The organism is Deferribacter autotrophicus (assembly GCF_008362905.1).
Taxonomy (GTDB): Bacteria; Chrysiogenota; Deferribacteres; order Deferribacterales; family Deferribacteraceae; genus Deferribacter; species Deferribacter autotrophicus.
Window position 1 is genome coordinate 210,642 of sequence record NZ_VFJB01000009.1, and the last position, 24,919, is coordinate 235,560.

The 24,919-nt window shown below is 34.9% G+C and carries 40 protein-coding genes and 2 pseudogenes; 27 read left to right on the forward strand and 15 right to left on the reverse strand.

The annotated features are described in order from the left end of the window. Positions 1–78 precede the first annotated feature (78 nt). On the forward strand, positions 79–372 hold the full coding sequence (locus FHQ18_RS11465) for a hypothetical protein (protein ID WP_149267315.1): 294 nt from the start codon (positions 79–81) through the stop codon (positions 370–372). Continuing rightward, positions 315–1,118: an RsmB/NOP family class I SAM-dependent RNA methyltransferase gene (locus FHQ18_RS11470; protein ID WP_188020410.1), complete on the forward strand. Its 804-nt coding sequence runs from the start codon at positions 315–317 to the stop codon at positions 1,116–1,118. Before FHQ18_RS11465 ends, FHQ18_RS11470 begins: the two co-directional genes overlap by 58 nt. A gap of 75 nt (positions 1,119–1,193) precedes the next feature. On the opposite strand, the gene FHQ18_RS11475 is transcribed toward FHQ18_RS11470, so the two are convergent. Then, entirely contained in the window at positions 1,194–1,886 is a 693-nt protein-coding gene (locus FHQ18_RS11475; RefSeq protein ID WP_149267317.1) for a class I SAM-dependent methyltransferase, read from the reverse strand. Between the two features lie 224 nt (positions 1,887–2,110). Between FHQ18_RS11475 and FHQ18_RS12675 the strand changes: the two genes are divergently transcribed. Both FHQ18_RS12675 and FHQ18_RS12680 read left to right on the forward strand, forming a co-directional pair. Then, the gene (locus FHQ18_RS12675) at positions 2,111–2,254 is read left to right on the forward strand and encodes a hypothetical protein (RefSeq protein ID WP_188020412.1); all 144 of its coding nucleotides are present in this window, start codon (positions 2,111–2,113) and stop codon (positions 2,252–2,254) included. Further along, on the forward strand, positions 2,251–2,397 hold the full coding sequence (locus FHQ18_RS12680) for a hypothetical protein (protein ID WP_188020413.1): 147 nt from the start codon (positions 2,251–2,253) through the stop codon (positions 2,395–2,397). Before FHQ18_RS12675 ends, FHQ18_RS12680 begins: the two co-directional genes overlap by 4 nt. 9 nt (positions 2,398–2,406) lie before the next feature. Here FHQ18_RS12680 and FHQ18_RS11480 read toward each other — a convergent pair whose 3' ends face one another. From FHQ18_RS11480 to FHQ18_RS11500, 5 genes are all read right to left on the reverse strand, one after another. Beyond that, positions 2,407–3,183: an IS256 family transposase gene (locus FHQ18_RS11480; RefSeq protein WP_149267318.1), complete on the reverse strand. Its 777-nt coding sequence runs from the start codon at positions 3,181–3,183 to the stop codon at positions 2,407–2,409. Positions 3,184–3,244: 61 nt separating this feature from the next. Then, on the reverse strand, positions 3,245–3,991 hold the full coding sequence (gene istB, locus FHQ18_RS11485; RefSeq protein ID WP_223144591.1) for an IS21-like element helper ATPase IstB: 747 nt from the start codon (positions 3,989–3,991) through the stop codon (positions 3,245–3,247). Positions 3,992–4,008: 17 nt separating this feature from the next. After that, positions 4,009–5,448: an IS21 family transposase gene (gene istA, locus FHQ18_RS11490; RefSeq protein WP_149265869.1), complete on the reverse strand. Its 1,440-nt coding sequence runs from the start codon at positions 5,446–5,448 to the stop codon at positions 4,009–4,011. Between the two features lie 70 nt (positions 5,449–5,518). Then, a complete protein-coding gene (locus FHQ18_RS11495) occupies positions 5,519–5,821 on the reverse strand; it encodes a transposase (protein ID WP_149267319.1) in 303 nt (100 codons plus the stop codon). Positions 5,822–5,829: 8 nt separating this feature from the next. After that, complete coding sequence (locus tag FHQ18_RS11500; protein ID WP_149267320.1) at positions 5,830–6,027, reverse strand: hypothetical protein; 198 nt, start codon at positions 6,025–6,027, stop codon at positions 5,830–5,832. A gap of 18 nt (positions 6,028–6,045) precedes the next feature. On the opposite strand from FHQ18_RS11500, the pseudogene FHQ18_RS11505 reads away from it, so the two are divergent. Continuing rightward, a pseudogene (locus FHQ18_RS11505) lies at positions 6,046–6,309 on the forward strand (transposase); the annotation flags it as partial. 23 nt (positions 6,310–6,332) lie between these two features. Here the strand turns inward: FHQ18_RS11505 and FHQ18_RS11510 are convergent. The 4 genes from FHQ18_RS11510 to FHQ18_RS11525 all read right to left on the reverse strand — a co-directional run bounded on the left by FHQ18_RS11510 (position 6,333) and on the right by FHQ18_RS11525 (position 8,459). After that, positions 6,333–6,974 (reverse strand): transposase, encoded by a 642-nt coding sequence (locus tag FHQ18_RS11510; RefSeq protein ID WP_223144620.1) that lies wholly within the window; start codon positions 6,972–6,974, stop codon positions 6,333–6,335. Positions 6,975–7,082: 108 nt separating this feature from the next. Further along, entirely contained in the window at positions 7,083–7,520 is a 438-nt protein-coding gene (locus FHQ18_RS11515; RefSeq protein WP_149267322.1) for an IS110 family transposase, read from the reverse strand. 180 nt (positions 7,521–7,700) lie between these two features. After that, entirely contained in the window at positions 7,701–7,955 is a 255-nt protein-coding gene (locus tag FHQ18_RS11520; protein WP_149267323.1) for an SHOCT domain-containing protein, read from the reverse strand. 45 nt (positions 7,956–8,000) lie between these two features. Further along, positions 8,001–8,459 carry a PepSY domain-containing protein gene (locus tag FHQ18_RS11525; protein WP_149267324.1) on the reverse strand — a complete coding sequence of 153 codons (459 nt, stop codon included), beginning with the start codon at positions 8,457–8,459 and terminating at the stop codon, positions 8,001–8,003. Between the two features lie 346 nt (positions 8,460–8,805). On the opposite strand from FHQ18_RS11525, the gene FHQ18_RS11530 reads away from it, so the two are divergent. Together FHQ18_RS11530 and FHQ18_RS12925 are read left to right on the forward strand one after the other, a co-directional pair. After that, entirely contained in the window at positions 8,806–9,228 is a 423-nt protein-coding gene (locus FHQ18_RS11530) for an RrF2 family transcriptional regulator (protein WP_149267325.1), read from the forward strand. Between the two features lie 16 nt (positions 9,229–9,244). Further along, a pseudogene (locus FHQ18_RS12925) lies at positions 9,245–10,532 on the forward strand (O-acetylhomoserine aminocarboxypropyltransferase/cysteine synthase family protein). 273 nt (positions 10,533–10,805) lie between these two features. On the opposite strand, the gene FHQ18_RS11540 reads toward FHQ18_RS12925, so the two are convergent. Together FHQ18_RS11540 and FHQ18_RS11545 are read right to left on the reverse strand one after the other, a co-directional pair. Next, on the reverse strand, positions 10,806–11,240 hold the full coding sequence (locus tag FHQ18_RS11540; protein ID WP_149267326.1) for a hypothetical protein: 435 nt from the start codon (positions 11,238–11,240) through the stop codon (positions 10,806–10,808). Between the two features lie 2 nt (positions 11,241–11,242). After that, the gene (locus FHQ18_RS11545) at positions 11,243–11,671 is read right to left on the reverse strand and encodes a helix-turn-helix domain-containing protein (RefSeq protein ID WP_149267327.1); all 429 of its coding nucleotides are present in this window, start codon (positions 11,669–11,671) and stop codon (positions 11,243–11,245) included. Positions 11,672–11,719: 48 nt separating this feature from the next. Here FHQ18_RS11545 and FHQ18_RS11550 point away from each other — a divergent pair, with 48 nt between their 5' ends. The 14 genes from FHQ18_RS11550 to FHQ18_RS11615 all read left to right on the forward strand — a co-directional run bounded on the left by FHQ18_RS11550 (position 11,720) and on the right by FHQ18_RS11615 (position 19,729). Beyond that, positions 11,720–11,977: a helix-turn-helix domain-containing protein gene (locus tag FHQ18_RS11550; protein ID WP_149267328.1), complete on the forward strand. Its 258-nt coding sequence runs from the start codon at positions 11,720–11,722 to the stop codon at positions 11,975–11,977. Next, positions 11,967–12,371, forward strand: a complete 405-nt coding sequence (locus FHQ18_RS11555; protein WP_149267329.1) for a hypothetical protein — start codon at positions 11,967–11,969, stop codon at positions 12,369–12,371. Before FHQ18_RS11550 ends, FHQ18_RS11555 begins: the two co-directional genes overlap by 11 nt. Next, the gene (locus FHQ18_RS11560; RefSeq protein ID WP_149267330.1) at positions 12,368–15,016 is read left to right on the forward strand and encodes a Mu transposase C-terminal domain-containing protein; all 2,649 of its coding nucleotides are present in this window, start codon (positions 12,368–12,370) and stop codon (positions 15,014–15,016) included. The genes FHQ18_RS11555 and FHQ18_RS11560 overlap by 4 nt, the downstream gene beginning before the upstream one ends. After that, on the forward strand, positions 15,016–15,897 hold the full coding sequence (locus FHQ18_RS11565; RefSeq protein WP_149267331.1) for an AAA family ATPase: 882 nt from the start codon (positions 15,016–15,018) through the stop codon (positions 15,895–15,897). The genes FHQ18_RS11560 and FHQ18_RS11565 overlap by 1 nt, the downstream gene beginning before the upstream one ends. Continuing rightward, a complete protein-coding gene (locus tag FHQ18_RS11570) occupies positions 15,890–16,345 on the forward strand; it encodes a hypothetical protein (RefSeq protein ID WP_149267332.1) in 456 nt (151 codons plus the stop codon). Before FHQ18_RS11565 ends, FHQ18_RS11570 begins: the two co-directional genes overlap by 8 nt. After that, entirely contained in the window at positions 16,342–16,848 is a 507-nt protein-coding gene (locus FHQ18_RS11575) for a phage protein GemA/Gp16 family protein (RefSeq protein WP_149267333.1), read from the forward strand. Before FHQ18_RS11570 ends, FHQ18_RS11575 begins: the two co-directional genes overlap by 4 nt. A 2-nt stretch (positions 16,849–16,850) precedes the next feature. Beyond that, positions 16,851–17,120, forward strand: a complete 270-nt coding sequence (locus FHQ18_RS11580; protein WP_149267334.1) for a hypothetical protein — start codon at positions 16,851–16,853, stop codon at positions 17,118–17,120. A gap of 204 nt (positions 17,121–17,324) precedes the next feature. Next, on the forward strand, positions 17,325–17,588 hold the full coding sequence (locus FHQ18_RS11585; RefSeq protein ID WP_149267335.1) for a hypothetical protein: 264 nt from the start codon (positions 17,325–17,327) through the stop codon (positions 17,586–17,588). Continuing rightward, positions 17,576–17,947: a hypothetical protein gene (locus tag FHQ18_RS11590; protein ID WP_149267336.1), complete on the forward strand. Its 372-nt coding sequence runs from the start codon at positions 17,576–17,578 to the stop codon at positions 17,945–17,947. The genes FHQ18_RS11585 and FHQ18_RS11590 overlap by 13 nt, the downstream gene beginning before the upstream one ends. Further along, complete coding sequence (locus FHQ18_RS11595) at positions 17,947–18,420, forward strand: host-nuclease inhibitor Gam family protein (RefSeq protein ID WP_149267337.1); 474 nt, start codon at positions 17,947–17,949, stop codon at positions 18,418–18,420. Before FHQ18_RS11590 ends, FHQ18_RS11595 begins: the two co-directional genes overlap by 1 nt. After that, the gene (locus tag FHQ18_RS11600; protein WP_149267338.1) at positions 18,401–18,658 is read left to right on the forward strand and encodes a hypothetical protein; all 258 of its coding nucleotides are present in this window, start codon (positions 18,401–18,403) and stop codon (positions 18,656–18,658) included. The genes FHQ18_RS11595 and FHQ18_RS11600 overlap by 20 nt, the downstream gene beginning before the upstream one ends. Before the next feature lie 50 nt (positions 18,659–18,708). Beyond that, positions 18,709–18,918 carry a hypothetical protein gene (locus tag FHQ18_RS11605; protein WP_149267339.1) on the forward strand — a complete coding sequence of 70 codons (210 nt, stop codon included), beginning with the start codon at positions 18,709–18,711 and terminating at the stop codon, positions 18,916–18,918. Beyond that, a complete protein-coding gene (locus tag FHQ18_RS11610) occupies positions 18,915–19,430 on the forward strand; it encodes a hypothetical protein (RefSeq protein ID WP_149267340.1) in 516 nt (171 codons plus the stop codon). Before FHQ18_RS11605 ends, FHQ18_RS11610 begins: the two co-directional genes overlap by 4 nt. After that, a complete protein-coding gene (locus FHQ18_RS11615) occupies positions 19,427–19,729 on the forward strand; it encodes a helix-turn-helix domain-containing protein (RefSeq protein ID WP_149267341.1) in 303 nt (100 codons plus the stop codon). Before FHQ18_RS11610 ends, FHQ18_RS11615 begins: the two co-directional genes overlap by 4 nt. 92 nt (positions 19,730–19,821) lie before the next feature. On the opposite strand, the gene FHQ18_RS11620 is transcribed toward FHQ18_RS11615, so the two are convergent. From FHQ18_RS11620 to FHQ18_RS11630, 3 genes are read right to left on the reverse strand one after another with little or no spacing between them, the layout of a single operon-like run. After that, positions 19,822–20,409: a hypothetical protein gene (locus tag FHQ18_RS11620; protein ID WP_149267342.1), complete on the reverse strand. Its 588-nt coding sequence runs from the start codon at positions 20,407–20,409 to the stop codon at positions 19,822–19,824. 9 nt (positions 20,410–20,418) lie between these two features. Then, complete coding sequence (locus FHQ18_RS11625) at positions 20,419–20,880, reverse strand: hypothetical protein (RefSeq protein ID WP_149267343.1); 462 nt, start codon at positions 20,878–20,880, stop codon at positions 20,419–20,421. After that, positions 20,846–21,520: a hypothetical protein gene (locus tag FHQ18_RS11630; RefSeq protein WP_149267344.1), complete on the reverse strand. Its 675-nt coding sequence runs from the start codon at positions 21,518–21,520 to the stop codon at positions 20,846–20,848. Before FHQ18_RS11630 ends, FHQ18_RS11625 begins: the two co-directional genes overlap by 35 nt. 230 nt (positions 21,521–21,750) lie before the next feature. Here FHQ18_RS11630 and FHQ18_RS11635 point away from each other — a divergent pair, with 230 nt between their 5' ends. The 6 genes from FHQ18_RS11635 to FHQ18_RS11660 all read left to right on the forward strand — a co-directional run bounded on the left by FHQ18_RS11635 (position 21,751) and on the right by FHQ18_RS11660 (position 24,915). After that, entirely contained in the window at positions 21,751–22,671 is a 921-nt protein-coding gene (locus FHQ18_RS11635; protein ID WP_149267345.1) for an HK97 family phage prohead protease, read from the forward strand. Further along, the gene (locus FHQ18_RS11640; protein ID WP_149267346.1) at positions 22,671–23,567 is read left to right on the forward strand and encodes a N4-gp56 family major capsid protein; all 897 of its coding nucleotides are present in this window, start codon (positions 22,671–22,673) and stop codon (positions 23,565–23,567) included. Before FHQ18_RS11635 ends, FHQ18_RS11640 begins: the two co-directional genes overlap by 1 nt. 10 nt (positions 23,568–23,577) lie before the next feature. Then, on the forward strand, positions 23,578–23,823 hold the full coding sequence (locus FHQ18_RS11645; RefSeq protein ID WP_149267347.1) for a hypothetical protein: 246 nt from the start codon (positions 23,578–23,580) through the stop codon (positions 23,821–23,823). Positions 23,824–23,903: 80 nt separating this feature from the next. Next, on the forward strand, positions 23,904–24,119 hold the full coding sequence (locus tag FHQ18_RS11650; RefSeq protein WP_149267348.1) for a hypothetical protein: 216 nt from the start codon (positions 23,904–23,906) through the stop codon (positions 24,117–24,119). After that, a complete protein-coding gene (locus tag FHQ18_RS11655) occupies positions 24,092–24,508 on the forward strand; it encodes an HK97-gp10 family putative phage morphogenesis protein (RefSeq protein ID WP_149267349.1) in 417 nt (138 codons plus the stop codon). Before FHQ18_RS11650 ends, FHQ18_RS11655 begins: the two co-directional genes overlap by 28 nt. Then, entirely contained in the window at positions 24,508–24,915 is a 408-nt protein-coding gene (locus FHQ18_RS11660; protein ID WP_149267350.1) for a hypothetical protein, read from the forward strand. Before FHQ18_RS11655 ends, FHQ18_RS11660 begins: the two co-directional genes overlap by 1 nt. Positions 24,916–24,919 lie beyond the last annotated feature (4 nt).

Sequence of the window (24,919 nt, forward strand, 5' to 3'; positions counted from 1 at the left end):
GTTTATTGTTATATTTAAGCTAATATTTTAAAAAGTCAATAATAATTATTACAAAAATCATCGGATAGGTGATATATATTGAACGATGGATTGAAGAACGAAATAGGCATTCTTGTTGAAAATGTTGCTCGAAGCAGAACTGTTGCAAGAAGTGTATTGGATTCGTACCTAAGGGAAAAACAGTTTAATTCTTCACTAAGGAAGGAGGTTACTGACTATTTTTACAAATGTATAAGATTCTATGGATTGTACAAAAAAGAACTTAATTTTTTTGATTCTTATGATACTGAAGAGATTTTAGAAAAACAGGAAAATTGTCGAAAAAAGAACTGGTGGAAATATTTTCTTTTAATGCTGATGTTGCAAAGATGATTGCAGAAAGTTTTGATGATTTAAATGTTTTTAAGTCATTTTTTAAGAGGGCTCCTTTGACAATAAGGACAAATCTTCTGAAAAACAGTAGAGAACTACTGTATAATAAACTGTCTCAAAAGGTTGATTTAACTTACACAGAAGTTAGCCCTTTTGGACTAAGATTAAAAGTAAGGATAAATGCCCGCCAATTTGATGAGTTTAAAAAAGGACTTTATGAAATTCAGGATGAAGCCAGTCAGCTAATTTCTCTGCTTATTATGGCAAAACCTGGTGATAAGGTGGTGGATTACTGTGCAGGCACAGGTGGTAAGAGCCTTGCCCTGATGTCTGTTATGCAAAATTCAATTAAGCTTGAATGCTACGATGTTGATAGAAACAAGTTGAGTATCCTGATGAGAAGGGCGAAAGTGTCTAATTGTGAAGTTAAGATAATAAAGAAGCCAAAGCTGAAATTTTATGACTGGGTGCTTATTGATGTGCCCTGCAGTGGGCTGGGAAGTATCCGCAGAGATGTGGATTTAAATTTGCGACTTGGACTTGATGCTGATAAAATAAGCACTTTGCTGCAAAAGCAGCGGATGATAATGGATAATGCAGTCAAATTTGTGAGAAAAGGTGGGCATATTGTGTATGTGACATGTTCAATATTGAAAAGAGAAAATGAAGATCAGGTAGATTATTTCCTTGATAAGTATAAGAACTTAGAGTTGATTGATGTTAAGACTATTTTAGATATATTGTAGAGAAGCTTGATTTGGATGTTTTTTTTAAGACGACTCCTCTTAAATATGAAATGGATGGTTTCTTTGCTGCTGTGTTTAAAGTTTTGAAAATACGGCAATAAGTAAAGGGCTTGTATATTTAGAGTATTTGTTTTTAGAGTAATCTCCAAAAAACTGGAGATAACAGTTATTAAGGCTATCTGCTACAGTAGTAAAATTTTCGTAGAATATTGGAGTAAGTTGAGTTTCCTGTATGTAGGTTTCTTTATTTTCTTTGATTGTTAAGACAGTTTTGAAAATGATTGATTCTGTGCTTGATAATGTATAGTATCTTTTAAATATGAGATTTTCGGTTTCAATGGTAGAAAGCTCTGTGATTTTTTCTTTGAAAATTCTATCGTAATTCATTATTTGTATAATCAGCTTCCCTTTGCTTTCAAGAAGGTTTAATGAATCTCTGATAACTTTTGCGGCTTCAAGCTTGTTGTTTACATGCACAAGAGTGTTGCCTATTATGTAGATTGTGCCGAAAATCTGTTTTCTTAAAGGTAACATTTTCATGTCGGCTATTGATACGTTTTTAGTGATAAAAGAGAAGTGTTTGGTGTATTCGATACCGAAGGCTTTGTAGCCGTTGTCAATCAATGCCTTGGTGTAATATCCTGTTGCGCAACCGATATCCAGTATAGTTTTATTCTTATCTGCAAAATCGGTGAGAAAGTCGAATATTTCTTCTTCAAATGGGAATATTTCATTGTAATGTTTGGCTAATTCTTTGTAAAACTCTATATTTTAAAATTATCACGAAAACATTAAAAACTCAATTGTAATGTTTGCAAAAAAATGGGATGATGCCATGTGTCACATTTCTTGACATAAGTAGCGCAAGTAGGATAAAATGAATTTATGCTCAGTTAAAATTAAAAGAGGTTATATATGTCTAATAAGTATCAAGCGTACTATCCAAAAAGAAGGGGTTTAAAGAAGTTATCGTTAAAATATTCTTTTTCGTGATGGGCAGAGCGTTTCAGGTGATATCAAAATATGAAGATAGGATAAAAGAGGAAATTTCAGCTTGGCCTGATGGTTATTGTGTGATGATGAGGGTTAAGCCAGATGGGTTTGCTTTGTTTTACAAAAGAAAAGAGGAGTTTTGAGATTTAAAAACAAAGTTGAAGGTAACCCAAACTTGATAGTGAATTTTAAAAACGTTGAAGCTGCATTTTTGGTTTTGACTGCGAGACTTACCTCAAAAATTGTGTATATCAAAGACCTCATCTTCCATCAAGTTAAATTTTAGTGAAAACATTTATTTCAAATCATAGGCTTTACTTTTAAGGACAGGAATAGGCTTTGTTAACCAGCTATCATGAAGATTTATCAACTGAACAAAAAGATTAATTTCAATTGTTTTCATAGAACCAAAATAACCGCCAACATCATATCTCATACGTTCTAAGCCTGCATTTATGGATTCAACAATATTTGTAGTATACACATACTTGCGAATATCCTCAGGGTATTTTAAGAAATTTAAATAATTTTCTTTATATTTTTGCAGATACTTAGCATAATCAGGCTTGTTTTTCTCTACAAGAGTCAATAACTGATCGTAAAGTTTACAACCTTCATCATAATCATAAGCCATTTTTATCTTCTTCCACAGAGCAATAGCTTCTTTTGATACCTTTGGAGAGAGCTTATTCCTCAGATTCCTGGCAAAATGAACATAACAAAGTTGATGATCCGATAACGGGAAAAACTTTTTCAATAGTTTGTCTAACCCTGAAAAATTATCAGTTACAAATACAAATACTTTACTCAAACCTCGATTTATCAAATCCTGAAATACCTCGCTCCATAAACCTAAATTCTCATTACCCTTATGTACCCAGTAACCCAAAATATGCTTGTAACCATCCATATCTATTCCTACTGCTACAAATATGCTAATTTTTACCATCTTGCCTTCTTCTCTCAATTCACAGTGATAAGCATCTATAAATACTGAAAACCAATCTGATTTCAGAGGACGAGTCTTAAAATAATCAAGCTTTTCGTAAATTAGCTCCTCTACCATTTCCAACGAATCTTCGCTGTTAAAGTCAAGTAAAAATCCCCACCTTAGGGCCCTTAAAATTCCCCAGTTACCTTTTAGTATTTTTCATAGATTGTAAACTTTTGATTCTATAGCTTTCACCATTGATTCTAAAAATATGAGCATGATGTACGAGTCTATCTATGATAGCAGAAGCTAAAACAACATCACCAAATATATTACCCCACTCTTCGAAAGGCCTATTAGTAGTGATAATTATAGAATTATTTTCATATCTATGTCTGATTATTTCAAAAAATTCATCAACATGGTTTAAAGGTATTTTCTTAAAACCAACCTCATCAATTATCAGTAAATCCACACTTAAAAACTGTTTTAATACACTAAAATAACTACCATCTCCTTTCGATGATACTAATTTTGATACCATGTCATTGGCGTGAATAAATAAAACCTTGTATCCTTTCTTTAAAGCCTCTAATCCTATGGCATTTGCAAGATGTGTTTTGCCAACTCCTGGATTACCCATGAATATTATATTCTTCTTTTCTTCTATAAATCTGCAACTACTTATATCAAGTATTTCTTGCTTATTCAGTTCAGGCTGATAAGTAAAATCATACATAGGTAATGTTTTGGATGAATCCAACTTAGATTTTGAAAATCTTCTCTTAAAAGAATTATTCTGTCTGTTCACTGACTCATCATCAAGTAACAATTCAAGAAAATCCAGGTAACTCAAACTGTTTTCTATTGCATATTGATTTCGGCTTTCTAATGTCTTTGCCATTCCGGATAACTTAAAATTTGTTAGTTTTTTTAAAATATCTTGCATTTATACCCTCCCCCTCATCAATTAACTAATAAATCATATTTACTTAAATCATTCGAAAAACCACCACAGTTAACCGATTCTTTAGATGACGCATCTTTTTGAGTATATAAACCAGTTTCACATATCCTCTTTACTGACAAATAACTAATGGAATTAAACTCATTTGCTCTCTTACATGCCAATTCCACTGTATCTTTATCATAACTCTTCATCAAATTAAAAATTCCTTGCATCATACGGTGATAATGATGGGGCTTTTCTTCCTTTAACCTGTTATAAAATTCAAAGGTGTTTGTACCTATCTCAAGCGATTTTGCTTCATAATCTACAGATTTTAATTTCGGATTATGAGATTCTTTTGTTATGAATTCTCCTACTGATTTAGATATATTGTGAATTGCTATCTCTTCATATTTATCATTGTAAATTTTTAATATATTACCATTGCTGCGAATACTTACTTTGTTGCCTATGTAATTGTAGGGTACTGAGTAGTAATTATATCTGTAAGTAATGTGACCATAGCGGTTTACTATTCTTTCCGATATGTCATAAACCTCGTATCTCTGAGATGGTAAAGGCTGCAATTTACTTTTCTCCTTATCTACAAATTGTTCAAAAGGAATTTTTCTTGTCGTGCCATGTATTTTCTTGTTACATACATTGTCTTGCCACTTTCGTAGAAGACCTTTGACTTTATAATAATCTTTTTCTTGAATTGATTTGAAAAAATTATTCTTCACATATTTAATTCCGCTTTCCACTTTCCCTTTCTCCTGGGGATATCTCACCTTACAAGCAAATGGACTGCTACCGTAATATTCAAGCATTGCAGCATACTCTTTCTGTATTACAGGTTCATAAAAATTTGCTTTCAATACTCCAGATTTTAAATTGTCTATCTTGATTACTCTAGGAATTCCTCCAAAATATTCAAATGCATTAATGTGGCATCTTAAAAATGTTTCTACGTCCTGACTCCTAACTATTTCATAATATTTATATCTGCTATGAGATAGCACCATGCAAAATATCCAGCTCTTTACTTTTTTACCTTTTTCGCTATCATAAAGATAACCTATGTAACCGAAGTCCACTTGGGCTTCTTCGCCTGGTGGGGAAATTAATGGGACATAAATTCCATCCGGGCCTTTTAATTTCCTAACATACTTTTTCACACAACTGTAGCTTACGGATAAACCATGATCACTTATTAGTTTCTGATGGATTAATACTGCTGTTAAACCTTCTGAGAGGTATTCGATTATTTCTTCTTTGTAAGCCTCTAAAACACTTACTCTTGAAAATTTGGGTGTTTCTACTTTACCGTCTTTCACTTTGTCCCTTATCTTTCTCACTGTCTTCCTGTCGATCCCTAATTCCCTGGCTATTTGGGAAATATTTTTGCCTTGCGACAACAATGTCTTTACTGTGTAATACATTTCTACCCCCAGCATTTTATTTCCTCCAACCTGTGTATTTGTTGGAGGATGTTAACATACACAGGTGGGGATTTTTAAGGGCCTTTTACTGGGGAATTATTGTACCTTTAACATCTTCGCTAAATGATAAACCCAGTTTACGGACCGTTCTTGATATCTTGGATTTTGTATAGCCATTGGTTAGCATTGCAAGTAGAAGCTCTTCATATTCTTTGTCCACTCTCTTCCAATGAGTAGGAAGTAACGAAGGACGAAATGTATTACCAAATCTAACTCGGGGAACTTTTATATCAAGTTCCCCGTATTTTATGTTTAGTTTGCGATTATAAAATCCGTTTGCCAAATCAAAAGGATTCTTCTTCAAATACTCTTCTCGTTCTTTAGCCATAACGTAATTCAACAATTCTTCAAAAAGATAGCAATATTAGGCTTATTCCCTTTTTCCAAGTATTCGTCTATTTTTGAAAAAAGTTCTTGCAGGTTGTTTTCAGATATTTCTCTCTTTCTCTTACTCATTGTACAACCTCCAGAGTTTTTTACTTCTTTTTCTATCTCTACTATTCTTGTTAACTCAACTATTTTTTTCTCATACACAATTTTTCTCCCAATCCCCCATCATTAATGAGACCTTACATTTATACAACGAATTCATTAGAGAGATTTCATAAAGAGATTAAGAGGCGTAGTAAAGTTATAGGGTTTTTTAATGATAAGAAAGCGTTAGAGAAAGTAGTATTTTTAGTAATTTTGGAAATGAATGAGAGTTACAATCGTCGGAAAACAAAACATTGGGGATATTTTTTATCAGTATTACGAAAAAAACGAAAAGAAAAATATAGTAGATTACAGGAGGAAAAAAATCTTACACAAAATTAGTCAACTATAAATATTAAAGATTATTAAGATAATCCAGGCATATGAAAAACCTCTTTTTTTGTAAGCATGGCATAAAGTACACGCACAAGTTTGTTACACAGTGCAATCATAGCTTTTCTGTGTGGCATACCTTCCTCCTTCTTTTTCAAATAATACGCTCTAAAATACTCATTAAACTTCATAACACCGCTTGCCATAAGATAAAGAATACGCCTAAGGGACTTGGATCCTTTTTTACTTATTCTGCCGTTACTATACATACTTCCGGATTGTTTAATAGCAGGATCTATCCCAGCATAGGCGGCAAGTTTACCTCTGTTGGCAAATCTGTTTATACCTTTAATTTCTGCAAGAAAATGGGCAGCGGTAATATCATTAATTCCTTTGATAGAAGTAATAATCTCCATATCATCTTTCTTGGAAGATTTTATTCTATCAATAAATTCCTTCGTAATATTATTAAGTCGACTATTAAGAAATATGAGCATTTCAACATTTTCTTTGATGACAGTAGCCCAGATATCAGAGGAAATACCAATGGAGGATTTAGCAAGGGATATGAGCTTCTGAGGGGTAATATTTGACTTATGTGCAAACTTCAATTCATCAAAAATCTTTTGAAGATCATTTTCATTAGCATTCCTGATGAGTTCAGCTGTAGGCATATGTTTAAGGATATGCAAAATGGATTGAGTAAATACATTGGCATTTGCCACAAGTTCAGGAAATACTACAGTAAGATGCTGTTTAAGCTGAGTTTTAATTCTTGCAATTTACTGAGCAATATTTTCTTTCATCCTGGCAAGTGCGATAATATCATTGGACTCAGGAAGAACAAAATAATTGAAATGTTCAATATTCTTAGCTATAAATTTAGCAATAATAACAGCATCAATTTTATCGGTTTTAGTTTTTCTGAGAGTAACTGATTGGGCAAATTTTTTAATGAGAGCTGGATTAATAAGACAGACATCTTTCTTTTTGGATACAAGGAATGCTAAGAGGTTAATGTGATAGCTGCCAGTAGATTCAAGAGCAATAACAGAGGAGTTATATTTTTTAATCAAATCATAGAAGCTGTTAAACCCCTCAATATCCATTTGAAATTCAGTTTCTTTAAGAAGCTCAAGCTTATTGTTAACAATAGCAAGGTTAAACTTATCTTTGGAAACATCTACCCCTATAAAGAAAGCAAATTTGTCATTTTTCATGTCAAACCTCACTTAAAATATTTTAGTCCCGAATCCAAACTCCCGTTTGACAGTGGCTTGATAGCCAAATCAACCAATAGGGACTTTCGGGACGGGGGACAGACTAAATATGAAGCTTTTAAGCTTATTCCCACTGTAGTCCTCTGTCCCATTTTTAATTCATTACATAATATCATTTTCTTATACAACAAAAAAACGTAGGAGTTGCACTATGTCCAAATCACTTTTCATTTCTTCAAACTCTTCTTTTGTGATTTCACCTTTTGCATATCTTTCTTTTAAAATTTCTAATGCTCTATCTCTTTTTTCTACTATGATATTTGATTTATCAAAAAGTTTAAATCCAACTGAAATGACCCATACCGCTAAGATTATGAAAATTGCCCAGAAAATTATTCCAAAAATCCCCATAAATCCAAAGCCGTATCTATGCATAATAGCCTCCTTGAAAATTTAAAAAGGGGAGAGAATTCTCTCCCCTTAATCGTTATCATTTTCTTTATCGTAATTATCTGGAAATGGCCCCATTACTGCACCAAAAGGGTTTACATGAAATTCAAACCTGTTACCAGCCGCATCTACAACATCAACCTCATACATTGTACCCATAGGCATTCTAAATTTCTCTACTTCTTTGATTTTGTACCCTTTAAAATTTTCTTTTAGAATTTTACTAACCAAATTTTTAGCTTCTTTTTCAGAAATTCCGTTTGCGTTTGCAAACCATTTTTGGCCGTATCCCATGCAAAAGCCTGGGCCAAAATTTTGTTGGTATGGTACTGAGTTGTAACCTCTGTTTTGAAATTGTGGTCCCATCATTCCCATTCCGTATCCTTGCTGATAACCGCCCCACATACCTCTTGCAAAACCTGGGCCGTGAGCGAATGCAAGTGTTGCTCCGAAAATTATTAGACCTGCTAAAAGTAATAACCTTTTCATGGCTACCTCCTTATGTTTTTGATTTGTTGCACCTATGGTAATGCATAATGGATGCCAGAATGCCAAAATTTTTAATTTACTGATAAATAATAGATATTTCTTAAGGTGTATTTAAAATGTGTGTAGACTTTACACATGATTAGGTAATTTATACACACTTAGTCAGTATGGATTAGAAGACTATAAACATTGTATAATTTTATCATGACTATAATACTGATCTCTTTTTATCTGGTACTAAAGTATCCGTTTTGTTTTTTATAAAACATAAAAATCATAAAGAGCATGATTTTTATATTGACAAGTGATATGATTTTAATTATTATTTTTGTGAAAGGAGTTTTGTATGAATGCAACATCAAAGACTATTTATGCTATAATTGCCTTGATTGAGTTAGCGAGGCAAAAAAATGAATTATTAAAAGGAGCAACTATTGCTAAGAAATATGGAATTCCTCGTAGATTTCTCGAGCTCACCCTTTCAGAGTTAAAGATTCACGGCCTTGTTGACTCAAAAAAAGGAGCTCATGGTGGATTTCTCTTAGTAAAACAACCTGAAGAAATCTCTCTTTATGAAATAATTAATATAACGGAAAGAGACTTAGTTATATTTGATTGCAGGAAGTTTATAAACAAAGATGGTTGTGATATGTTAAGAATTTTTGATGAATTGAACGAAGAGATTCTTTCCATATTAAAAAAAGTTACGCTGAGAGATATTTTGAATAAAGCAGATAAAATTTACAAAAATTTAAATTTTATAATTTAGGTTGAAGGAGAATAAAATGAAAAAGGTTGAAAGTTTACTACTGCATCATGGTTATACGCCTGATAATACTGGAGCAAGAGCAGTTCCTATTTATCAGACTACGTAATATGTTTTTAAAAATACCAAACATGCTGCAAATCTTTTTGCATTGAAGGAATTTGGAAACATTTATACAAGGCTTATGAATCCAACTCAGGAGGTACTTGAACAACGACTTGCAGCACTACATAAAGGGACAACCGCTCTTGCAGTATCTTCTGGTCAAGCAGCTATAAGCTACTCGATACTAAATATTACAGAGTTAGGAGATAATATAGTATCGAGTTCATATTTGTATGGAGGAACATCTAACCTTTTTAATTACACTTTGAAAAAACTTGGAAGAAAAGTGAGGTTTGTAGATTCATCTGATCCTGAGAATTTTAAGAAAGCCGCCGATGAAAATACAAAAGCCTTTTACTTGGAAAGTATAGGAAATCCAAAGAATAATGTAAATGATTTTGAAAAAAATAGCTGAATATGCTCATGAATTAGGCATACCTTTGATAGTAGATAACACGGTTGCTCCTTATATTTTCAATCCTTTTGAATATGGCGCTGATATTGTTGTTTATTCTTTGACGAAATTTATAACAGGAAACGGTACAAGTATTGGTGGAGCCATCATAGAAAAAGGTGATTTCAATTGGGAAAATGGGAAATTTCCTGAATTTACGAATCCTGATGAATCTTACCACGGTTTAATATACTGGGATGCCTTTGGAAATCATGATAAAGCTGTGGTTAAGGGTATTTCTTTTGTTATCAAGATACGATTACAACTTTTGAGAGATATAGGTGCATATATAAGTCCATTTAATGCGTTTATGATAATTGAAGGGTTAGAGACTTTACCTTTGAGAATGAAGAAACATTGTGAGAATGCACTTGAAGTTGCAAAATTTTTGGAAACCCACCCCAAAGTTAGCTGGGTAAATTATCCTGGACTTGAGAATCATGAAGATTATGAGAATGCAAAGAGGTATTTAAAAAGTAATTTTGGTGCAATCATAGGGTTTGGTATAAAAGGAGGATATGAGGCAGGAGTTAAATTCATAAATTCTGTAAAAATGATATCACATCTTGCAAACATAGGGGATGCAAGAACTCTTGTAATACATCCTGCAAGTACTACTCACCAACAATTAACTTCTGAGCAGAGATTGGCTACAGGTGTTACGGATGATTTTATCAGATTGTCTGTTGGGATTGAAAATATTGAAGATATAATAGAGGATTTAGATCAAGCATTATCAAAAGTTTGAAAGGAGTAGTGTGATGAAATACTTTGATAAATACTTTTTTACTATTGGTAATACCCCGCTTGTTGAACTAAAGAAAGTAAATGTTAATTTTAGTTTAAGGTGAGGTAGGGTAGTGTTTGGCGCACATTATGGAACTGGTTGGAAATAAAAGGTTTTATTTGTTTTTGGTTGCCTAAGGTAAGTTGGAGTTTTTGGTGGAAGTTTTGTTTTTTTGGTGTGTTTTACAGTGTAAAGTGAGGCAAGTTTAAATCCTTTGAAAAGTTTTATAAAGTTTTATAAAGGTTCTTTTGTTGGCTCTTTTTCTTTTATTTTGTCTAAGATTACGAGTTTGTAGATTTCTATTACCAGTTCTTCAGTTGATTTTATTTTAGGTGACAGTTTTTCAAGTTTTTTAAAAAAATAAGAAATAGGCACGCCAGGAATTAGAGATAGAATAAAAAATAAAAAGATTAGCTTTGTTGCGTTTGATATTATGGCAGTAATAAGAAACGTTGTAAAACCTAGAAGAGGTATTAATAATAAAAAGATTTTATTTATGATATGTTCTTTTTCTTTTCTGAGTGATGTTTTGTGTTTTTCTATTTTTTCAAATAGATCGTTTATGTTATTAGTGTTTTTGATTATGCTAAACAAAGGGTCATGAGTGATTATGTTGTTGTTCCCAATTATAAAGTTTTTGCCTTTTATAAAATTATTGCTGTTTTCCATTTTTAATCCTCCTTTAATTCGGTTTCAAGCGCTTCTGCTTTTATTTTATGATAAAAATATTGCTGTTTTTTCTTTGGTAGTTTCCTGAAAGATTCTATTAGGTCTTTTTCGATATCCGTTATCTCTTTTTCACGGAACCCTGTATTATTGCTGCCTATTATAAAATTACTACCATTTATTATGTTTCCAGAATTAATATTTTTTGAATCGTTTGTACGAAACATCTCACCTTCACCTGTGAGGAGCCAGTCAGGATTTATTCCATACGAATATGCGATAGACATAATTATTGGTTTATCTGGAGAATGTTCACCTCTTTCAATCTTGCTTAGATGTCCTTGCGAAATACCTATTGTTGCAGCAAATTCTTTTTGAGAAACATTTAAATCTTTTCTTATTTGTTTAATTCTTTTGCATATTTCAATATTCATAACAAATTTTCCCTTGACAAAAATATTCGTATCGAATAATACTTAAATATGAGAGCTAACAAATTACCTTTTATTGACAAAAAAAATTATATTAAAGCTCTTTTGGTTGCAAAAGGCATTAAACTCACAGATATTGCAAAAGAGCTTAATGTTGCCCTTCCTACGGTTTCCCAAGTCATTTCTGGCAAGAAAACCTCCTTTCGTATTCAAAAAGCTATTTCTGAAGCCCTGAGCGTCCCCTACGAGGATCTCTGGGGCGATACATATAGAATAGTTAAAACTGAGGGAAAAAGCAATGTCAAATAAGGGGAAATGTTTGACTTCTGGCTCTGGTGTGGAGTGCGGCAAGTTTAAGATTTCTCAAAGATTTAGAGAGGCGCTATCTGAAGCTGTCAGGGGTTCGAAGTATTCCAGAGAGGAGATTGTGAGTCTTTTACATGGCCTAACCGGTCATAAAATTACAAAACAGTTTTTTGATCAGATGACAGCTCCAAGCAAAATAAACCACAGGTTTCCTGCTGAACTCTTGCCTGCGTTTTGCTTTATTACCGGCAACATAGAGCCTCTTAAAATTCTTATTGAAGCAATCGGTTTTGAGATGGTGGATGAGGAAGAAAGTAAAGAGCTGAATCTATTAAGGCTTATGAAAGAAAAAGAGAGGATTGAGAAGGAAATAGAGAAACTAAAAGGTGGCAAATGAAACTAACGGCGAAAGAGATAGCGGAAATACTTGGTGTTTCAAGAGTGGCTATAATCAAAAGGGCCAAAAAAGAGAATTGGCTTTACGTTGAAGAGGCCAACCCTAATGGTGGTAAGCCAATTAAGTATTTTATTGCAGAATCTTTACCTGATGAAATTCGCACAAAATTAGTTGGCAATGTAACCGCTCAATGTAACCACAATGTAACCGAATGTAACCACAATGTAACCACGCAACTGTCTGAAGATAAAGAAGAAAATAAAGCCGAAAAAATTAACAATGTAACCTTAAATGTAACCTGTGAAATTGGTTCACATTTAGAAAATACTGATAATAAAAGTAAAATTGAAAAAGGTTCCTTAGTAACCCCTCGACTAAGGAACCAAAACTGGGGTTACAAAGGAACTAAGGAACCTAAAAATTGCCCGACTAAGGAACTTCCAAAAGATGAAATTTGGATCTCAATTTCGGAAGCGTCAAACCTCATCGGGATTTCTGAGCGTGGTGTTAGGAAGAGTTGTGACAAAGGAAAGTATAAATTTATTTATACACCATCAAACAAAGGTCGTGGCGGCAAAACCTATAAAGTGGCTCTTTCTTCTTTGCCGGCAGAAGCTCAGGTGAAATGGGTGTTAGATAATAATGAGAAAGCAAAAGGATTGGATGCAGCAATCACTGACAAGCTTTCTCCTATGGCTATTTTGGAGATTGAGAAAATGAAAAACGTTATTTCTGTTGGCAGTACCAAACTTAACGACAAAGAGAAAGAAGAGCTTGGGTTGATCCTAAAGATGATTGATGAAGCTAAAAGAGCGCCTATCGGCATAAGCAAAAGAAAGCATATAGAAAACGTGGCAAGAAAATATAAGAAAGGCAGAAGCACTCTAGAGAGGTATATAAAGATTTTCAACAACAGCGGAATTGCTGGACTGAAGAAACTTGTGAGCAGAAAACGTGAAAAGAGTTTGTATGCGTGGGATGTGGAAGCGATCGAATTTTTGAAAGGTGTGTATTTACGAGGTATACGAGCCGGCAACAAGATAAGTAAAGAGAAGGCTTATGATGCTGTTGTAGCCGAAGCTAAAAAAAGAGGCTGGAAAGTTGGCTCAGTCTCTTCTGCATATCAATATCTAAACGACATCAATCACCTTTTGATAAAATATGCAAAAGGTGGAAGGCAAGCTCTGGATAACTTTTTCTATATTGCAAGAGATTATAGTGATCTTGAGCCGTTTCAGATTGTTGTGGGGGACCAGCATCAATTTGATTTTTGGGTTAGAGATATTGAAACAGACGAAATTTTCCGGCCGATGGGATACTTTTTTGTGGATGCCAGGACAAGGCTTGTTTACGGCTTTGCTCTGAGTGGTAGAAAGTACAGCTCTTACACGATCGGGCTTGCTTTAAGGATGGGGTTAGTAACATTTGGTTTTTTCAAATCGATTTACACTGATAACGGCAAACCTGAAATCAGTAAATATATAAGCAGTATTACAAAAGATATTACCAGTTTTGGTGCCGAGAGTAAGGATTTTGCTGAGCTTTATAAGACTAATGATGGGCACTGGGTTATAGAGGATGAAAACGGCGAAATTATAGCTGCAGCTACAGATGTAGAAGATTATCGTAGAAAGGCAAGGGCCTATAATGCGAAAGCTAAACTCATTGAGAGGTTTTTTAGAACATTTGAAGATTTGCTGGTGTATCTTGGTGTACCTGGCAGAGTTGTGAATAAAAATGACAGCTCTGAAAATAGGCGCGAGAGCGAAAAGAGACTAGCTGAACAAATAGATAAGGAAAATGTGCTTACTTATGAAGAGTTTGCCTTAAGGGTGTTTGATGCTGTCAAGATTTATAATAACAGAAAACACGAGTCTCTGAAAAAATCTCCACTTGAGCAGCTTGCATACTGCATCAAGCATGAAGGGTTTACGGTTGTGCTGCCTGAAAGTATTGAAGAGATCGATAAGGTATTTTTTGTAAGAGCTAAAAGGAAGGTACATAGAGGCAGAGTGCAAATCAACAATATTTTATATGAAGCAAACGCCGAGCTTAGGGATGGTGATCTTACCGCCGGTCTCTGGCATTTACCAGATAAAACTGAAGTGGAAATTAGATACAACCCGTTTGATGCGTCTATTGCTTATGCGATCTTACCCGACGGATCTGAGCGTGAGCTAAAACCTATAACTTATGGCAGTATGATAGACAAAGAGCTCACTAAATCGTTGATTGAAAGAAAGCGTTCATTGATGAGTGCCGTTACAGAAAAATATAAAGAATATATTAAAGGTGTTCCTGAGGTTCTTAAATATTCTAAGATTAAGACAGTTAAAAAGAAATCTAAAAAAGCACAGGATTCCTGTGAAAATCTTACAAACGAAGAGATTTTAAAGAGAATCAAAGAGCACAAAGAGGAGAGCAATAAAGTCAAGCCTATCAAGCTTATGAGGAGCAAAATAATCACATCGAGCGTTGATAAATATGAAGATATTTTAATTAGAGAGCTGATGGGCGAGTTTTTGAGTAGTGCTGATCTGGATTTTAAGCGTAGGTATGAGGCGCAACTGAGTGATGAGGAGAAGAAGTATTGGGAAGCGTGGAGAAAAATACATGGGGCAAAAAGTAGTTATGGAGGTGTGTAATGACAAAGTTGGCGCAAGTAATGGATAGGTTTGGGTTGACTGTGGCCGACGTAGCAAAAATAACAGGCCACAGCCAACCAACCATTTCCCAGTTAAAAGCTGGGAATTATAACGGAAAAAATGGCAAAGAGCAAGAGGTTTTAAACATTTTAGCTGAAAGTGGGTATATGCTTGAGCCTAAAAAAATTGTGGTACGCAGTGATGTGTTTATCACTACAAAAAATGTGAAAAGGTTTAACGAGCTTTGCGATGAGATGTTTAGCGAGGAAGCTGATTTAACATCAAGTATCGGCGTTGTGATCGGCAGAGCTGGCAGAGGTAAAACAAAGGCAGCAAGGCATTATTGCATCAATAAGCCTGAAGCTGTGTATGTCCAGTTTTTAGACGGTTTTAGTCTGGTGGATGTGGCAAGGGAGATTGCATATGAATTGGGTGGTGTGAGGCCAAGAGGTTTTCGGGCGTGTCTTGATGTGATTGAAGAGTCAACTATTGCTTATAGGAAGATCGCTATAATCGATGAAGCCGACAAAATGCCTAAAAAATACTTTGAAATGATAAGAGGTTTAAATGAGCGCTGCAATATGCCAATTGTGTTGGTTGGTGAAGAGAGCTTGAAGAGGATTCTTGATTCAGAAAGAAGATTGAAAAGTAGGACAAGAAGGGTTGTGGCGTTTGAGCCTATAAGTGTTGAGGATGTTTTTGTTTATTATGAAAAAGCGCTTGGGCTTTCTCTAGATGTTAGTATCGTCAAAAAACTTCACAAAAAAGCAAGCGGAGATTTTCGTTTTGTGGTGAGAGATGCCATCAATATTGCAAGGATAATAAATATCAACGGATTGACGGAAGTGGATGAAAAAGTATTGAGGGCGCTGAATGGCTAAAGGATCGGCAAAGAAAGTGAGAAACTTTTTCGTGAAATATAAGCGCTTTTTTTACGATAATAGGCGCATAGCTGAGCTTTTAGGGTTAGATGTTAGCGACGTTAGATATACCATAAGAGATTTTTTGAAGCGTGGAGAATTAGAGGTTAAAGACGGTATGCTTGTTTATGTGGAACGTGAGCGAAGGGACTTTCTGTTGGATAAAGTGTGGAGAGCGTGGCGATATTGCCCCGTATGGACTATTTCGGAGATTGCAGCTTTAACTCATGCTTCTAGAGAGACAGTCGGCTCTTATGTAAAACTGTATCGGAAAGCAGGATATGTGGAGAAGGTCGGGCGCAAGAAAATAAATGGTGTGATATGCAATCTATATAGGTTGAAGAATAGGAAGATAAGGGAGCGTCCGCAGATTTTAAATCAGCGGAAGTTGAAAGGAGTGAAGCAATGAAGGTTTTAAAAGGGAGAGATGGGATAAGTGAAAACGAGCTTCGCAGAAAGATGATTGCAAAAGTGCATATAGCCAAAAAAGAAGCAAAGATTTGTAAGCTTTGCGGGAATGTGCATTTTGCTGAATTGTGCACAAAGTGCGGTTCGATTTACAATCGTGAAATGACAGATTTTGATTATAGAACGTTTTTGCTTTATGCGAGCGGGAAAACAAGTTGTAAAAATATGGACATTTTTGAACTTTCTGAAGTGCTAAGATTTTTTAAGCTTGCCGGATTTCAGGGTGCGAAAAAGATGAATTTTGAAGAGGCTGGCAGGGAAGTTAAGAAGAAAATGCTTAAGAAGCTCAAAGCTGAGGCTGAAAGGAAGCTTGGAGCAGGCTGGCAAAACAGAGTAAACAGATTTTGTCAGGAGCGAATAGGAGTATCCGCTCTTGAGTTTTGCGATATAGAGCAGCTTAGGCAGGTGTGGGCATTTTTAAGAAGAGCTTCTAAGGGGGTGTGAAGATGAAATTCAGTAAAGCGTTTATGAAGAAATGGATGGAGTATTTCGGATACGAGCCTTATGAAGAGGAGATAAAAAAGATGATTGAAGATTCTATTGTAGTACAACGGTTTAAGGTTATTAGAAAGCGAGATGGCAGTGTGTTTAAAATTGCGCAAATTTACTGGAACACTAATGAGAATATCCTGTTTAAAATGGATGAGGATACAAAGACTTTAATTACGTTTGCAGCAGATAAAAAGATGTATGGAGAGAGTTATGCAAGGGTATAGCAATATTCCCGGAGCTTGCTGCCCTGTTTGTGGAGCAAGGCTCGCATTTCAGGAAGGCTGTGCCATTTGTCTGATATGCGGCTGGAGTGCGTGCGGAGGCTGATATGTTGTGGATTTTAGGCACATATCTAAGCGGTGTGGCTCTTGGCGTGATCCTCACGCTTATTGTGTTGTGGATTTTAATTACAAAATAGGGAGTAAAAAATGGATATGCACAACGAATACAATGTTTATCTTTTAGAAAATAAAAGTAGCGAAGCAGTCCTGAAGACAATGAATGATTGCGCCAAAAAGTGCGATACATTTGACGATTTTATGTTAGAGATTCATAATGTTTTAGCAGATGAATACTTATCAGTTGTGCTGGACTCTCTTTTTTCAGCTGGATTTATCGATTTTGAAAGTTTTTATACTTTTGTGAAGTCAGGTTTAAAACTCGAAAATAAGGGGGCTAAATGTCTGATGTAAAATACAGGGTCATGACTGTGCTTTCAAAACATATAGGCAAACATAACGCAATTAGTATGGTTGAACTTTATAAACATGTTTTTAGTGAAGAGCCTGAGAGTAAAGTTAATGGAACAAGGAAAATTAGGAAAGTTATAGAGATGATGAGGCGAGAGGGAGTGCCGATTTGTGCAACTCAAGAGAAAGATGGCTCCGGGTATTATCTGGCTGCTGCTGGTAGTGAGCTGGAGGATTATTGCAAAAGGCTAAGAAGAAGAGCCCTGAAACTTCTGGCGATGGAGTCGAAACTTAGAAAAATAACTTTACCAAAGTTAATCCATGATATCTCAATAAATATTGATGGCACGGAGGTAAAATAATGCAAATGTTAAAAGAAAAAAACAGCGAAGTGCTGGCGGAGATTGATAGTAAGCTGGCAAAAATTAGAGAGTTGAAAATACAGGCTGAAACGATCAAGGCTGAATCTGATAACGAGATGAAGAAAATTAAGGCAAAGTACAGCAAAAAGCTTCAGGTTGTGAAATCTGAAATAGACAGGCTGGATAAGGAAATTAAGGGATTAATGAAGAGGAAAAGAGCAGAAATATTTGCTGGTGGTGATACTGCGGAGCTTCAGAACGGAAAATTATATTTTATGGTGAGGCAAGTTGTCAGAAAAGCGAGAAACGTCACTGTGTCTCTACTGAAAAGTCTTGGATATGCTGACGGAATCCGCATAGAGGAGTATGTTGACTGGTCAAAAATTGAGAAGTGGCCTGATGAAAGGCTTGCTGCGATCGGAACTGAGAGAATGGAAAAAGAGGAGTTTAAATATGAGCTGTATTCTAAATGAATTATCTTTTGATGAGAGGCTGGTTAGAATCATGAAAGAAGTTGGGAAAAAAGATGAAACTCTCGCAAATATTATTATTCAAGAATTAATTGTCAATCCTGTATTGGGAGAAAAGCTTTATGAAATGTTTAAAAGAGGAGAAAGTAAAGAACAAATTATTGCAGAAAAAGATAATTATTTAAGTAGGTTCTACAATAAAAAGTCTTACAATAGCTATAAGCTACATGCAACTTTTTAGGAGATCGGGCAATTAAGCCCGATTTTTTAAAAGGTTGTATGGAGGGACTTATGGATAAGAAGAGCTATATTTTTAATGTTTGCATAAGCTGTAAAGAGCCTGATCTTTTTGCTTTAAGAAAACTTAATGGTCACGAATATGTAATTATCTGCAGTAATATAAGTTGCCCATATGAAATAAAGATAAGAAATACTATAATGGAGGAGCATGAAGTTGACGCATTACAGCAGTACAATTTGGATGTGAGGGTGGGAATATGAGGCTTGTTTGCCCAAGTTGTGGAGCTATGCATAGTATTGAAGCTTTTATAAATGATGAGCAAGCAAGAAAGTTTTTAAGTGTGATTGTATCATTAAATTCTTCTTTGCAAAAAAACGTACTTAATTATCTAACGTATTTTAGGCCAGAATCAGGCAAAGGCTTAAGATGGTCAAAGGCCGTAAGGTTATTAGAAGAACTCAAAAGCCTGATAGAAGCTGAATATGTTGAATGGGACAGGAAGAAGCCGATAAAAAACGACACTTGCTACTGGATAAACGCTCTAGATAAAATGATAGACTCTCCACCAAAAAGACTCCCTCTTAAAAATCACAACTACCTGCGGGTGATAGTTTACGAAATAGCCGAAGAGGAAGATAAGAGGCTTGAAGAAGAGAGAGAAAGGATGAGGCGTAGCGGTTGGAACAGGATTGAGGAGGAAGAGAAAAACATGCCCACCTCTGAGCAGGTTAAAAAACTAATCAATAGTGCTTTGAAAAGGAGGAGGTTGTGAAGTTTTATTCTGTGGAAGAAGTGGCAGAGCTTTTTGGCATAAGTAGAATGAGTGTATATCGCTATATCGATGAAGGGAAGCTCAGAGCTGTAAAACTAAGAGGCGAAAAGATGGGAAGGGTTAAGGTTTCGTATGATGCTCTGGTGGAGTACATCAGGGAGAATACGACAACGGAGATGATTTTTAAAATGAAGCGTAAGAGTGAGGAGATAAAAAGACTTTTGGGTGAGTGCGAAAAGAAACAATGCAATTGTGCCGTGAAAGATAGGTTGAGGATCATCTATGATGCGCTGAGGTGAAGATAGTGAAAGGAGAGATGAAATGGCAGATTTTTTAGCTTCTATTTTAAAGAGAGAATTAGCAAAAAGACAAAAACAGTTAGTTAAAGTCACTAACGTAGTTCTAATTCTCTGAATATCTCAGCAAAGCGGTTTGCTGAAATGGTGAAAACTTCTTTTAGTTCTGAAAGTTTATCCGATAACGACTTTGATACATAAGCAATATTTTCAATATTTTTATTTGTGATAGACGCTTGCATGTCTGCTCTTAATCTTTTAATTTCTTGAACCAGTTGATGGATAGACTGGAAAAGTTCGTCGTCTTTGATATTAGAGTCAATATAGATACTGTCTATTTTCAATGTATTTTCTTTAATGTTATTTAAAAATACTTGAATAATCCAAAAGTTCTCATTAGTAGGGTTTTGTGTGTTTATAAATGTTATAATTTCGTGAATTTTGTCGGCAAAAGCTGCTGCTATTTCTATTTTTGGTATGATTTCAATATAGAATTTGATTATTTTTTCGGATTTTGATAACTCTCGCAAAACTTTTTTAAAATCTTTTTCCAAATCATCAAGCTTGTTTTTTTTGTTTAATCTGATAGTTGATTTAAGTTCTTTTATTAGATCGTATAATAATTTTAATGTAGTGATTGTATTGTTAAATGTTGTTATTACAGAGTTAATCTCTCCGCTCATATTTAAGCACTATTTATATTTTTGTATAACACTTAATGATTTATATTGGCGAGCTGCAAATTGCCAATAAACATAGACTTGCTTCAATGTGTTTGCAAACTGGATATCTTTGTGTTTGTATAGCTCAATTAGATTTGCAGCAAATTCACTTAATTCTTTGGATTTTTTTGCAGCCAGATCATATTTATCAGCAGCAACATATTTGTTAATCTGTTCGCTTTTGTTGGTGATTACAGCCAGAATTTCATCTTTGTTGTGTATATCTACTTTTTCAATAGATTGTTTTTTGATTATCTGTTTTTTAACAGGTTCCTTTAACGAATCATTTAATACAGATTCGTTTTGCAAGTCAGGTAATGAAGTAAAAGAATCTGTAGCAAAATAATCTTTTGATTCTAATTCAGTATAATTGAAAGTAAAACTTTCTGTTTTTTTATCACTCGTTTGATAAGGGGCTATCGTTGTTTTCATTACTATTCTCCAGAGTATTAGTAATAATTTTATCGGCAATTCTATAATTTTCTAAAATAATTTCCTTCGGTTTTATTGTAATAAAGGGATATGGATCGTCATTGTGAAATTTCCAGAAAAAATCGATATCGAATAAAAAACCTTCGCTTAGTTTGATTTTTTCTACTGGAGATTCGAAAAATTTAGAATGATCTTTTTCACTACCCGGTCCAAAACTTAAATTTACCGATGGCTCTTTTTGAAAGGTCGATAATTGAGGAAGTTTAGCAGATTCGAGACGAAAAAGAAAATCGGTCTCGTCTTTATATTGTAAATTTGATTTGAAAATGTTAGCTAAAGAAAAAAACCTTGTTAATAATTTTTCGTAGTTTTCAATTTCTTCTACACTAAAAATAAATCTGCAGCCTATTCTGCTTGTATTATTTTTAAATTTGTATTTATACCAATCGATGCCCTTTTTTAAAAGGGCAAAGACATTGCTGTAGTGGTTTTCAATATCAACATTAGTATCTTCAATCGCAAAAGCTATATAGCCTGTTCCAAAAAGTATTTTAACGAATGGTTCGTTGTTTAAAATTTCTATTGGTTCAATTTTATCTATCAGCCTGATGCCATTAAATCCATATTCATTAAAAGCCATGTTAAAAATATGGGATTTATTGTCTAAAATATTAAAATTTCTTCTTATTAAGTCAATTTTAAAAATAATTTTTTTAAGATACAAAACCATTTTTTACTGTCCACTTTTTATCGCTCGTTTATAATATAAAAATTTACATCTGGCAATACTGCATTCTCCTTTTTCACATCCTTATTGGTAACCGACTCTCCAAAAATGTATTTTAGCATAAAACCGTGCGAGGTGCAATTGTGCCAAAAGATATGGAGCTTCTATATTCTCGGGATTTAAGCAATTTTGAAGAAGATGAGAATTATGTTTATGTCGACGCTGTGGTGCTTGTGCCCGGCACCATCAAGAGAAATTATGGCGATCTGATAATAGAAGCTGACGAGCTTAAAAGATCAGCAGAAGGCCTGAAAGGCAAACCTGTTTTAATCGAACATCAAAATGATGTCAATTCTGTGGTGGGTCAGGTAATTGAAAGTTTTTTTGATGATGATACTGTTCAGTTAAAAGCAAAGCTTAAAATCCTGAAAAAAGGCAACGACAAGCTAATTCAGCTTATTAAAGACAAAATCGTTACCAAACTTTCCGCTGGATTCAGGCGAACATTAGAGCAGGTGAAAGCCGGCATGTATCGTGCCAAAGATATCGAGTTTCAAGAGGTATCTATCGTTTTAAATTCAGCTGTGGATCAAGCGACTATTTTGAAAAAGGAGGTAATAGATATGCCAGATATTGAATCTTTGACGAAAGAAAAGACACTTCTTGAAAAGGAAGTGGAAACATTAAAGAGACAACTTGTCGCGAGAGAAGAGAAAATCGAAGAACTTACCGAAAAACTCTCTGTGCTTGAAAAGGAAATCGAGGCGTTAAAAGGAATGGCAGAAATCGGCAAAAAGTATGAAGAGAGCTTGATAAAGGACGCAGAAAAGTTCGTTAAAGTGGTGGAAGGTGACGACTCTCCTATTCTCTCACTTATCGGCAAAGCTGAAATAGATGAACTTCAGGCAATCGCCAGGAAATATGAAGCGCTTGCAAGAGAAAAACTAAAAAATACGGCTAAAGGTACTGATGATGATACTGAAAAGGATGAATTAAATCTTGATGAAGCAAGCTATGAAGATTTGAAAAAATATGAAGAAAAACTTTTGATAGGAGGTAATTAATGCCAACAGTAACAGGAACAACTAATCCTGAGTTATTTCCTGCTTTTTACGATAAAAAGCTGCTCAGTTATGTAAAGGCAAACCTTGTAACACTTCAGTTTGCTCAAAGACGTTCTTTGAAAAAAAATTCTGGAAGGCAAATCACTTTTACAAGATTTGAGCCTCTTCCAGCAAACACTACGCCAATAACATTCCAGCCTACACCTTCAACCGGCAAAGCTATAGCTACTCAGCAGATCACTGCAACTGTTGATGAATATGGCGACTACATTGATTTGGATGAATTTACAGACATTACAAGCTATGTGCCTTTGCTTAGTGAGACTACAGATCTGCTCGCATATCAAGCAAGACTCACTCTTGATACTCTTTGTATGAATGAAATTGCAAATGGCACAAATGTGCTTTATGCCGGAGGAAAAGCAAGCGCAGACGCACTGTTAAGCACTGATGTGCTTACAAAGGATGATATTAGAAAAGCTGTGAATATCTTGAAGAATGCGAATATTCCACCTATGCCTGATGGTTTTTACGTGTGTCTCATACATCCTGATAAGCTTGACAATCTGTTCACTTCTTCTGAGCTCATTCAGCTTTCTGTGGCAAGTAAGGACAGTTTTGAAAAGGGTGTTGTAGCAAGATTTGGCGGGGTAAAATTTATTGACACAACTCTGATGCCTACATTTATCAACGCTGCAGCAACGCCTATCACAGTTTATAAGACGGTAATCTTTGGCCAAAACGCATACGGCATTGTGGATATTGACGGTCAAAGCGTGACTATGACTTACACCAATCTTGATAAATTAAACAGAGTGAAAACGGTGGGATGGAAGGCTTATTTTGTGGCAAAAAGACTTTATGAAGATGCATTAATTAGAATTGAAAGTGCTTAGGAGGTGAATAATGGCTAAGGACAAACCAATAGAAAATAATGTTGCCAAAGATGCTTCCCCTGAAAACAATGCTCCTAAAAATAATGCCGCTACCGGCGGTAATGGTAAAGCTAAAAAAAATTTGAAAATATTTGTAAAGCAGGATGTGTCAGTAAAGATTAATGGTGAAAAAATTAAATTCAAGAAAGGGCAGCAATCCGTCAGCAAAGGTATAGCTGATATCCTTATAAACGCAGGCTATGCAGATGAGATATGATTACTTATGATGAGTTTGTAAACTACTTTAACTTTTATCAGAATGATATTCCTGAATCGGACTTTAATAGATGCTTGAACGTGGCTGTTAGCCGCTTCAAGCGTTTTTTTTCTATCGACAGTATCCCTGTCCCCTTGAGTGATGAGGAGAGAGAGCTTTTGCTGCATTTGGCGCTAATTGAAGTGGCTAAGCAGTTCAACTATCTGACTGGCGAGGGGAAAGGGATGTTGTCGATAAACAAGATTGCAGAGCATGTGGAGAGGCTTGTATGGCTTATCAAAGACCAGAAGACCTAATAAGAGCCATTTTTGATGACCTTGTAGATGTGAAAAGAAAGGCAATCTTGCAAGCGGCAGAGCGGGCAAGAAGTGAAGTGCTAGAAATTTTTAAGACTGAAGGCAGATCGCATGATGTGAGATGGCAGGATTTGAATGAAGGCTACCTTCGCGCTAAAATAAAACAAGGCTTTTCAGAAAAAAAACTTCATAAAACCACAACATTAAAGCAGTCGATAAGCACGGCGCACAAAGGCGACTTTGCCATTGTGGGCACGCCAGTGTTCTACGGGTTATTTCATGAGGAGGGGACAAACAAAATACCAGCAAGGCCGTTTATGAAACCTGCTTTTGAATCTATGCAGGCAAAGACTGAGAAAATAGTTGCTGCAATATTGAGGGAAAGCTGATGTTTTCTGATATAGATAATGCGATTGTTCAAAAGCTGAAAGAAGTGTTTTTTGGAACACCCCTTGAAAACAATATTTTTCCGGTAATTTTTAGAGACGACCTTAGAAACAGACCTTTACGGTTTCCCGCTGTGAGGGTGGTGTTTTTAGGTATGAATCAGACTGAAGATTTGAGCGTGCCGAATACCGAAATTGTTTCAAGACTCAATTACGGCGTATTCTATTATTTTCGCAGTTTTAAAGAAAAAGATGGAGCTAACATTTATCCTGATTTGCTCAAAATTGTTGACAGTTTGAAAAATCTGCAAACAGCAAGAGGGGTTTTGCAAGCAGAAAGCTGCCAGCTTGTGGCAAATGACGGATATTACGCCTATATGTGCGAATTTAGCATAGAGACAGTAATTTAGTGGA

Coding starts and splice junctions, on each gene's coding strand:
- FHQ18_RS12675 (WP_188020412.1), top strand. CDS start 2,111: ATGGGCAGAGCGTTTCAGGTGATATCAAAATATGAAGATAGGATAAAA.
- istB (WP_223144591.1), bottom strand. CDS start 3,991: ATGCAAGATATTTTAAAAAAACTAACAAATTTTAAGTTATCCGGAATG.
- istA (WP_149265869.1), bottom strand. CDS start 5,448: ATGCTGGGGGTAGAAATGTATTACACAGTAAAGACATTGTTGTCGCAA.
- FHQ18_RS11495 (WP_149267319.1), bottom strand. CDS start 5,821: ATGGCTAAAGAACGAGAAGAGTATTTGAAGAAGAATCCTTTTGATTTG.
- FHQ18_RS11510 (WP_223144620.1), bottom strand. CDS start 6,974: ATGCCTACAGCTGAACTCATCAGGAATGCTAATGAAAATGATCTTCAA.
- FHQ18_RS11515 (WP_149267322.1), bottom strand. CDS start 7,520: ATGAAAAATGACAAATTTGCTTTCTTTATAGGGGTAGATGTTTCCAAA.
- FHQ18_RS11520 (WP_149267323.1), bottom strand. CDS start 7,955: ATGCATAGATACGGCTTTGGATTTATGGGGATTTTTGGAATAATTTTC.
- FHQ18_RS11525 (WP_149267324.1), bottom strand. CDS start 8,459: ATGAAAAGGTTATTACTTTTAGCAGGTCTAATAATTTTCGGAGCAACA.
- FHQ18_RS11530 (WP_149267325.1), top strand. CDS start 8,806: ATGAATGCAACATCAAAGACTATTTATGCTATAATTGCCTTGATTGAG.
- FHQ18_RS11540 (WP_149267326.1), bottom strand. CDS start 11,240: ATGGAAAACAGCAATAATTTTATAAAAGGCAAAAACTTTATAATTGGG.
- FHQ18_RS11545 (WP_149267327.1), bottom strand. CDS start 11,671: ATGAATATTGAAATATGCAAAAGAATTAAACAAATAAGAAAAGATTTA.
- FHQ18_RS11550 (WP_149267328.1), top strand. CDS start 11,720: ATGAGAGCTAACAAATTACCTTTTATTGACAAAAAAAATTATATTAAA.
- FHQ18_RS11555 (WP_149267329.1), top strand. CDS start 11,967: ATGTCAAATAAGGGGAAATGTTTGACTTCTGGCTCTGGTGTGGAGTGC.
- FHQ18_RS11560 (WP_149267330.1), top strand. CDS start 12,368: ATGAAACTAACGGCGAAAGAGATAGCGGAAATACTTGGTGTTTCAAGA.
- FHQ18_RS11565 (WP_149267331.1), top strand. CDS start 15,016: ATGACAAAGTTGGCGCAAGTAATGGATAGGTTTGGGTTGACTGTGGCC.
- FHQ18_RS11570 (WP_149267332.1), top strand. CDS start 15,890: ATGGCTAAAGGATCGGCAAAGAAAGTGAGAAACTTTTTCGTGAAATAT.
- FHQ18_RS11575 (WP_149267333.1), top strand. CDS start 16,342: ATGAAGGTTTTAAAAGGGAGAGATGGGATAAGTGAAAACGAGCTTCGC.
- FHQ18_RS11580 (WP_149267334.1), top strand. CDS start 16,851: ATGAAATTCAGTAAAGCGTTTATGAAGAAATGGATGGAGTATTTCGGA.
- FHQ18_RS11585 (WP_149267335.1), top strand. CDS start 17,325: ATGGATATGCACAACGAATACAATGTTTATCTTTTAGAAAATAAAAGT.
- FHQ18_RS11590 (WP_149267336.1), top strand. CDS start 17,576: ATGTCTGATGTAAAATACAGGGTCATGACTGTGCTTTCAAAACATATA.
- FHQ18_RS11595 (WP_149267337.1), top strand. CDS start 17,947: ATGCAAATGTTAAAAGAAAAAAACAGCGAAGTGCTGGCGGAGATTGAT.
- FHQ18_RS11600 (WP_149267338.1), top strand. CDS start 18,401: ATGAGCTGTATTCTAAATGAATTATCTTTTGATGAGAGGCTGGTTAGA.
- FHQ18_RS11605 (WP_149267339.1), top strand. CDS start 18,709: ATGGATAAGAAGAGCTATATTTTTAATGTTTGCATAAGCTGTAAAGAG.
- FHQ18_RS11610 (WP_149267340.1), top strand. CDS start 18,915: ATGAGGCTTGTTTGCCCAAGTTGTGGAGCTATGCATAGTATTGAAGCT.
- FHQ18_RS11620 (WP_149267342.1), bottom strand. CDS start 20,409: ATGAGCGGAGAGATTAACTCTGTAATAACAACATTTAACAATACAATC.
- FHQ18_RS11625 (WP_149267343.1), bottom strand. CDS start 20,880: ATGAAAACAACGATAGCCCCTTATCAAACGAGTGATAAAAAAACAGAA.
- FHQ18_RS11630 (WP_149267344.1), bottom strand. CDS start 21,520: ATGGCTTTTAATGAATATGGATTTAATGGCATCAGGCTGATAGATAAA.
- FHQ18_RS11640 (WP_149267346.1), top strand. CDS start 22,671: ATGCCAACAGTAACAGGAACAACTAATCCTGAGTTATTTCCTGCTTTT.
- FHQ18_RS11645 (WP_149267347.1), top strand. CDS start 23,578: ATGGCTAAGGACAAACCAATAGAAAATAATGTTGCCAAAGATGCTTCC.
- FHQ18_RS11655 (WP_149267349.1), top strand. CDS start 24,092: ATGGCTTATCAAAGACCAGAAGACCTAATAAGAGCCATTTTTGATGAC.
- FHQ18_RS11660 (WP_149267350.1), top strand. CDS start 24,508: ATGTTTTCTGATATAGATAATGCGATTGTTCAAAAGCTGAAAGAAGTG.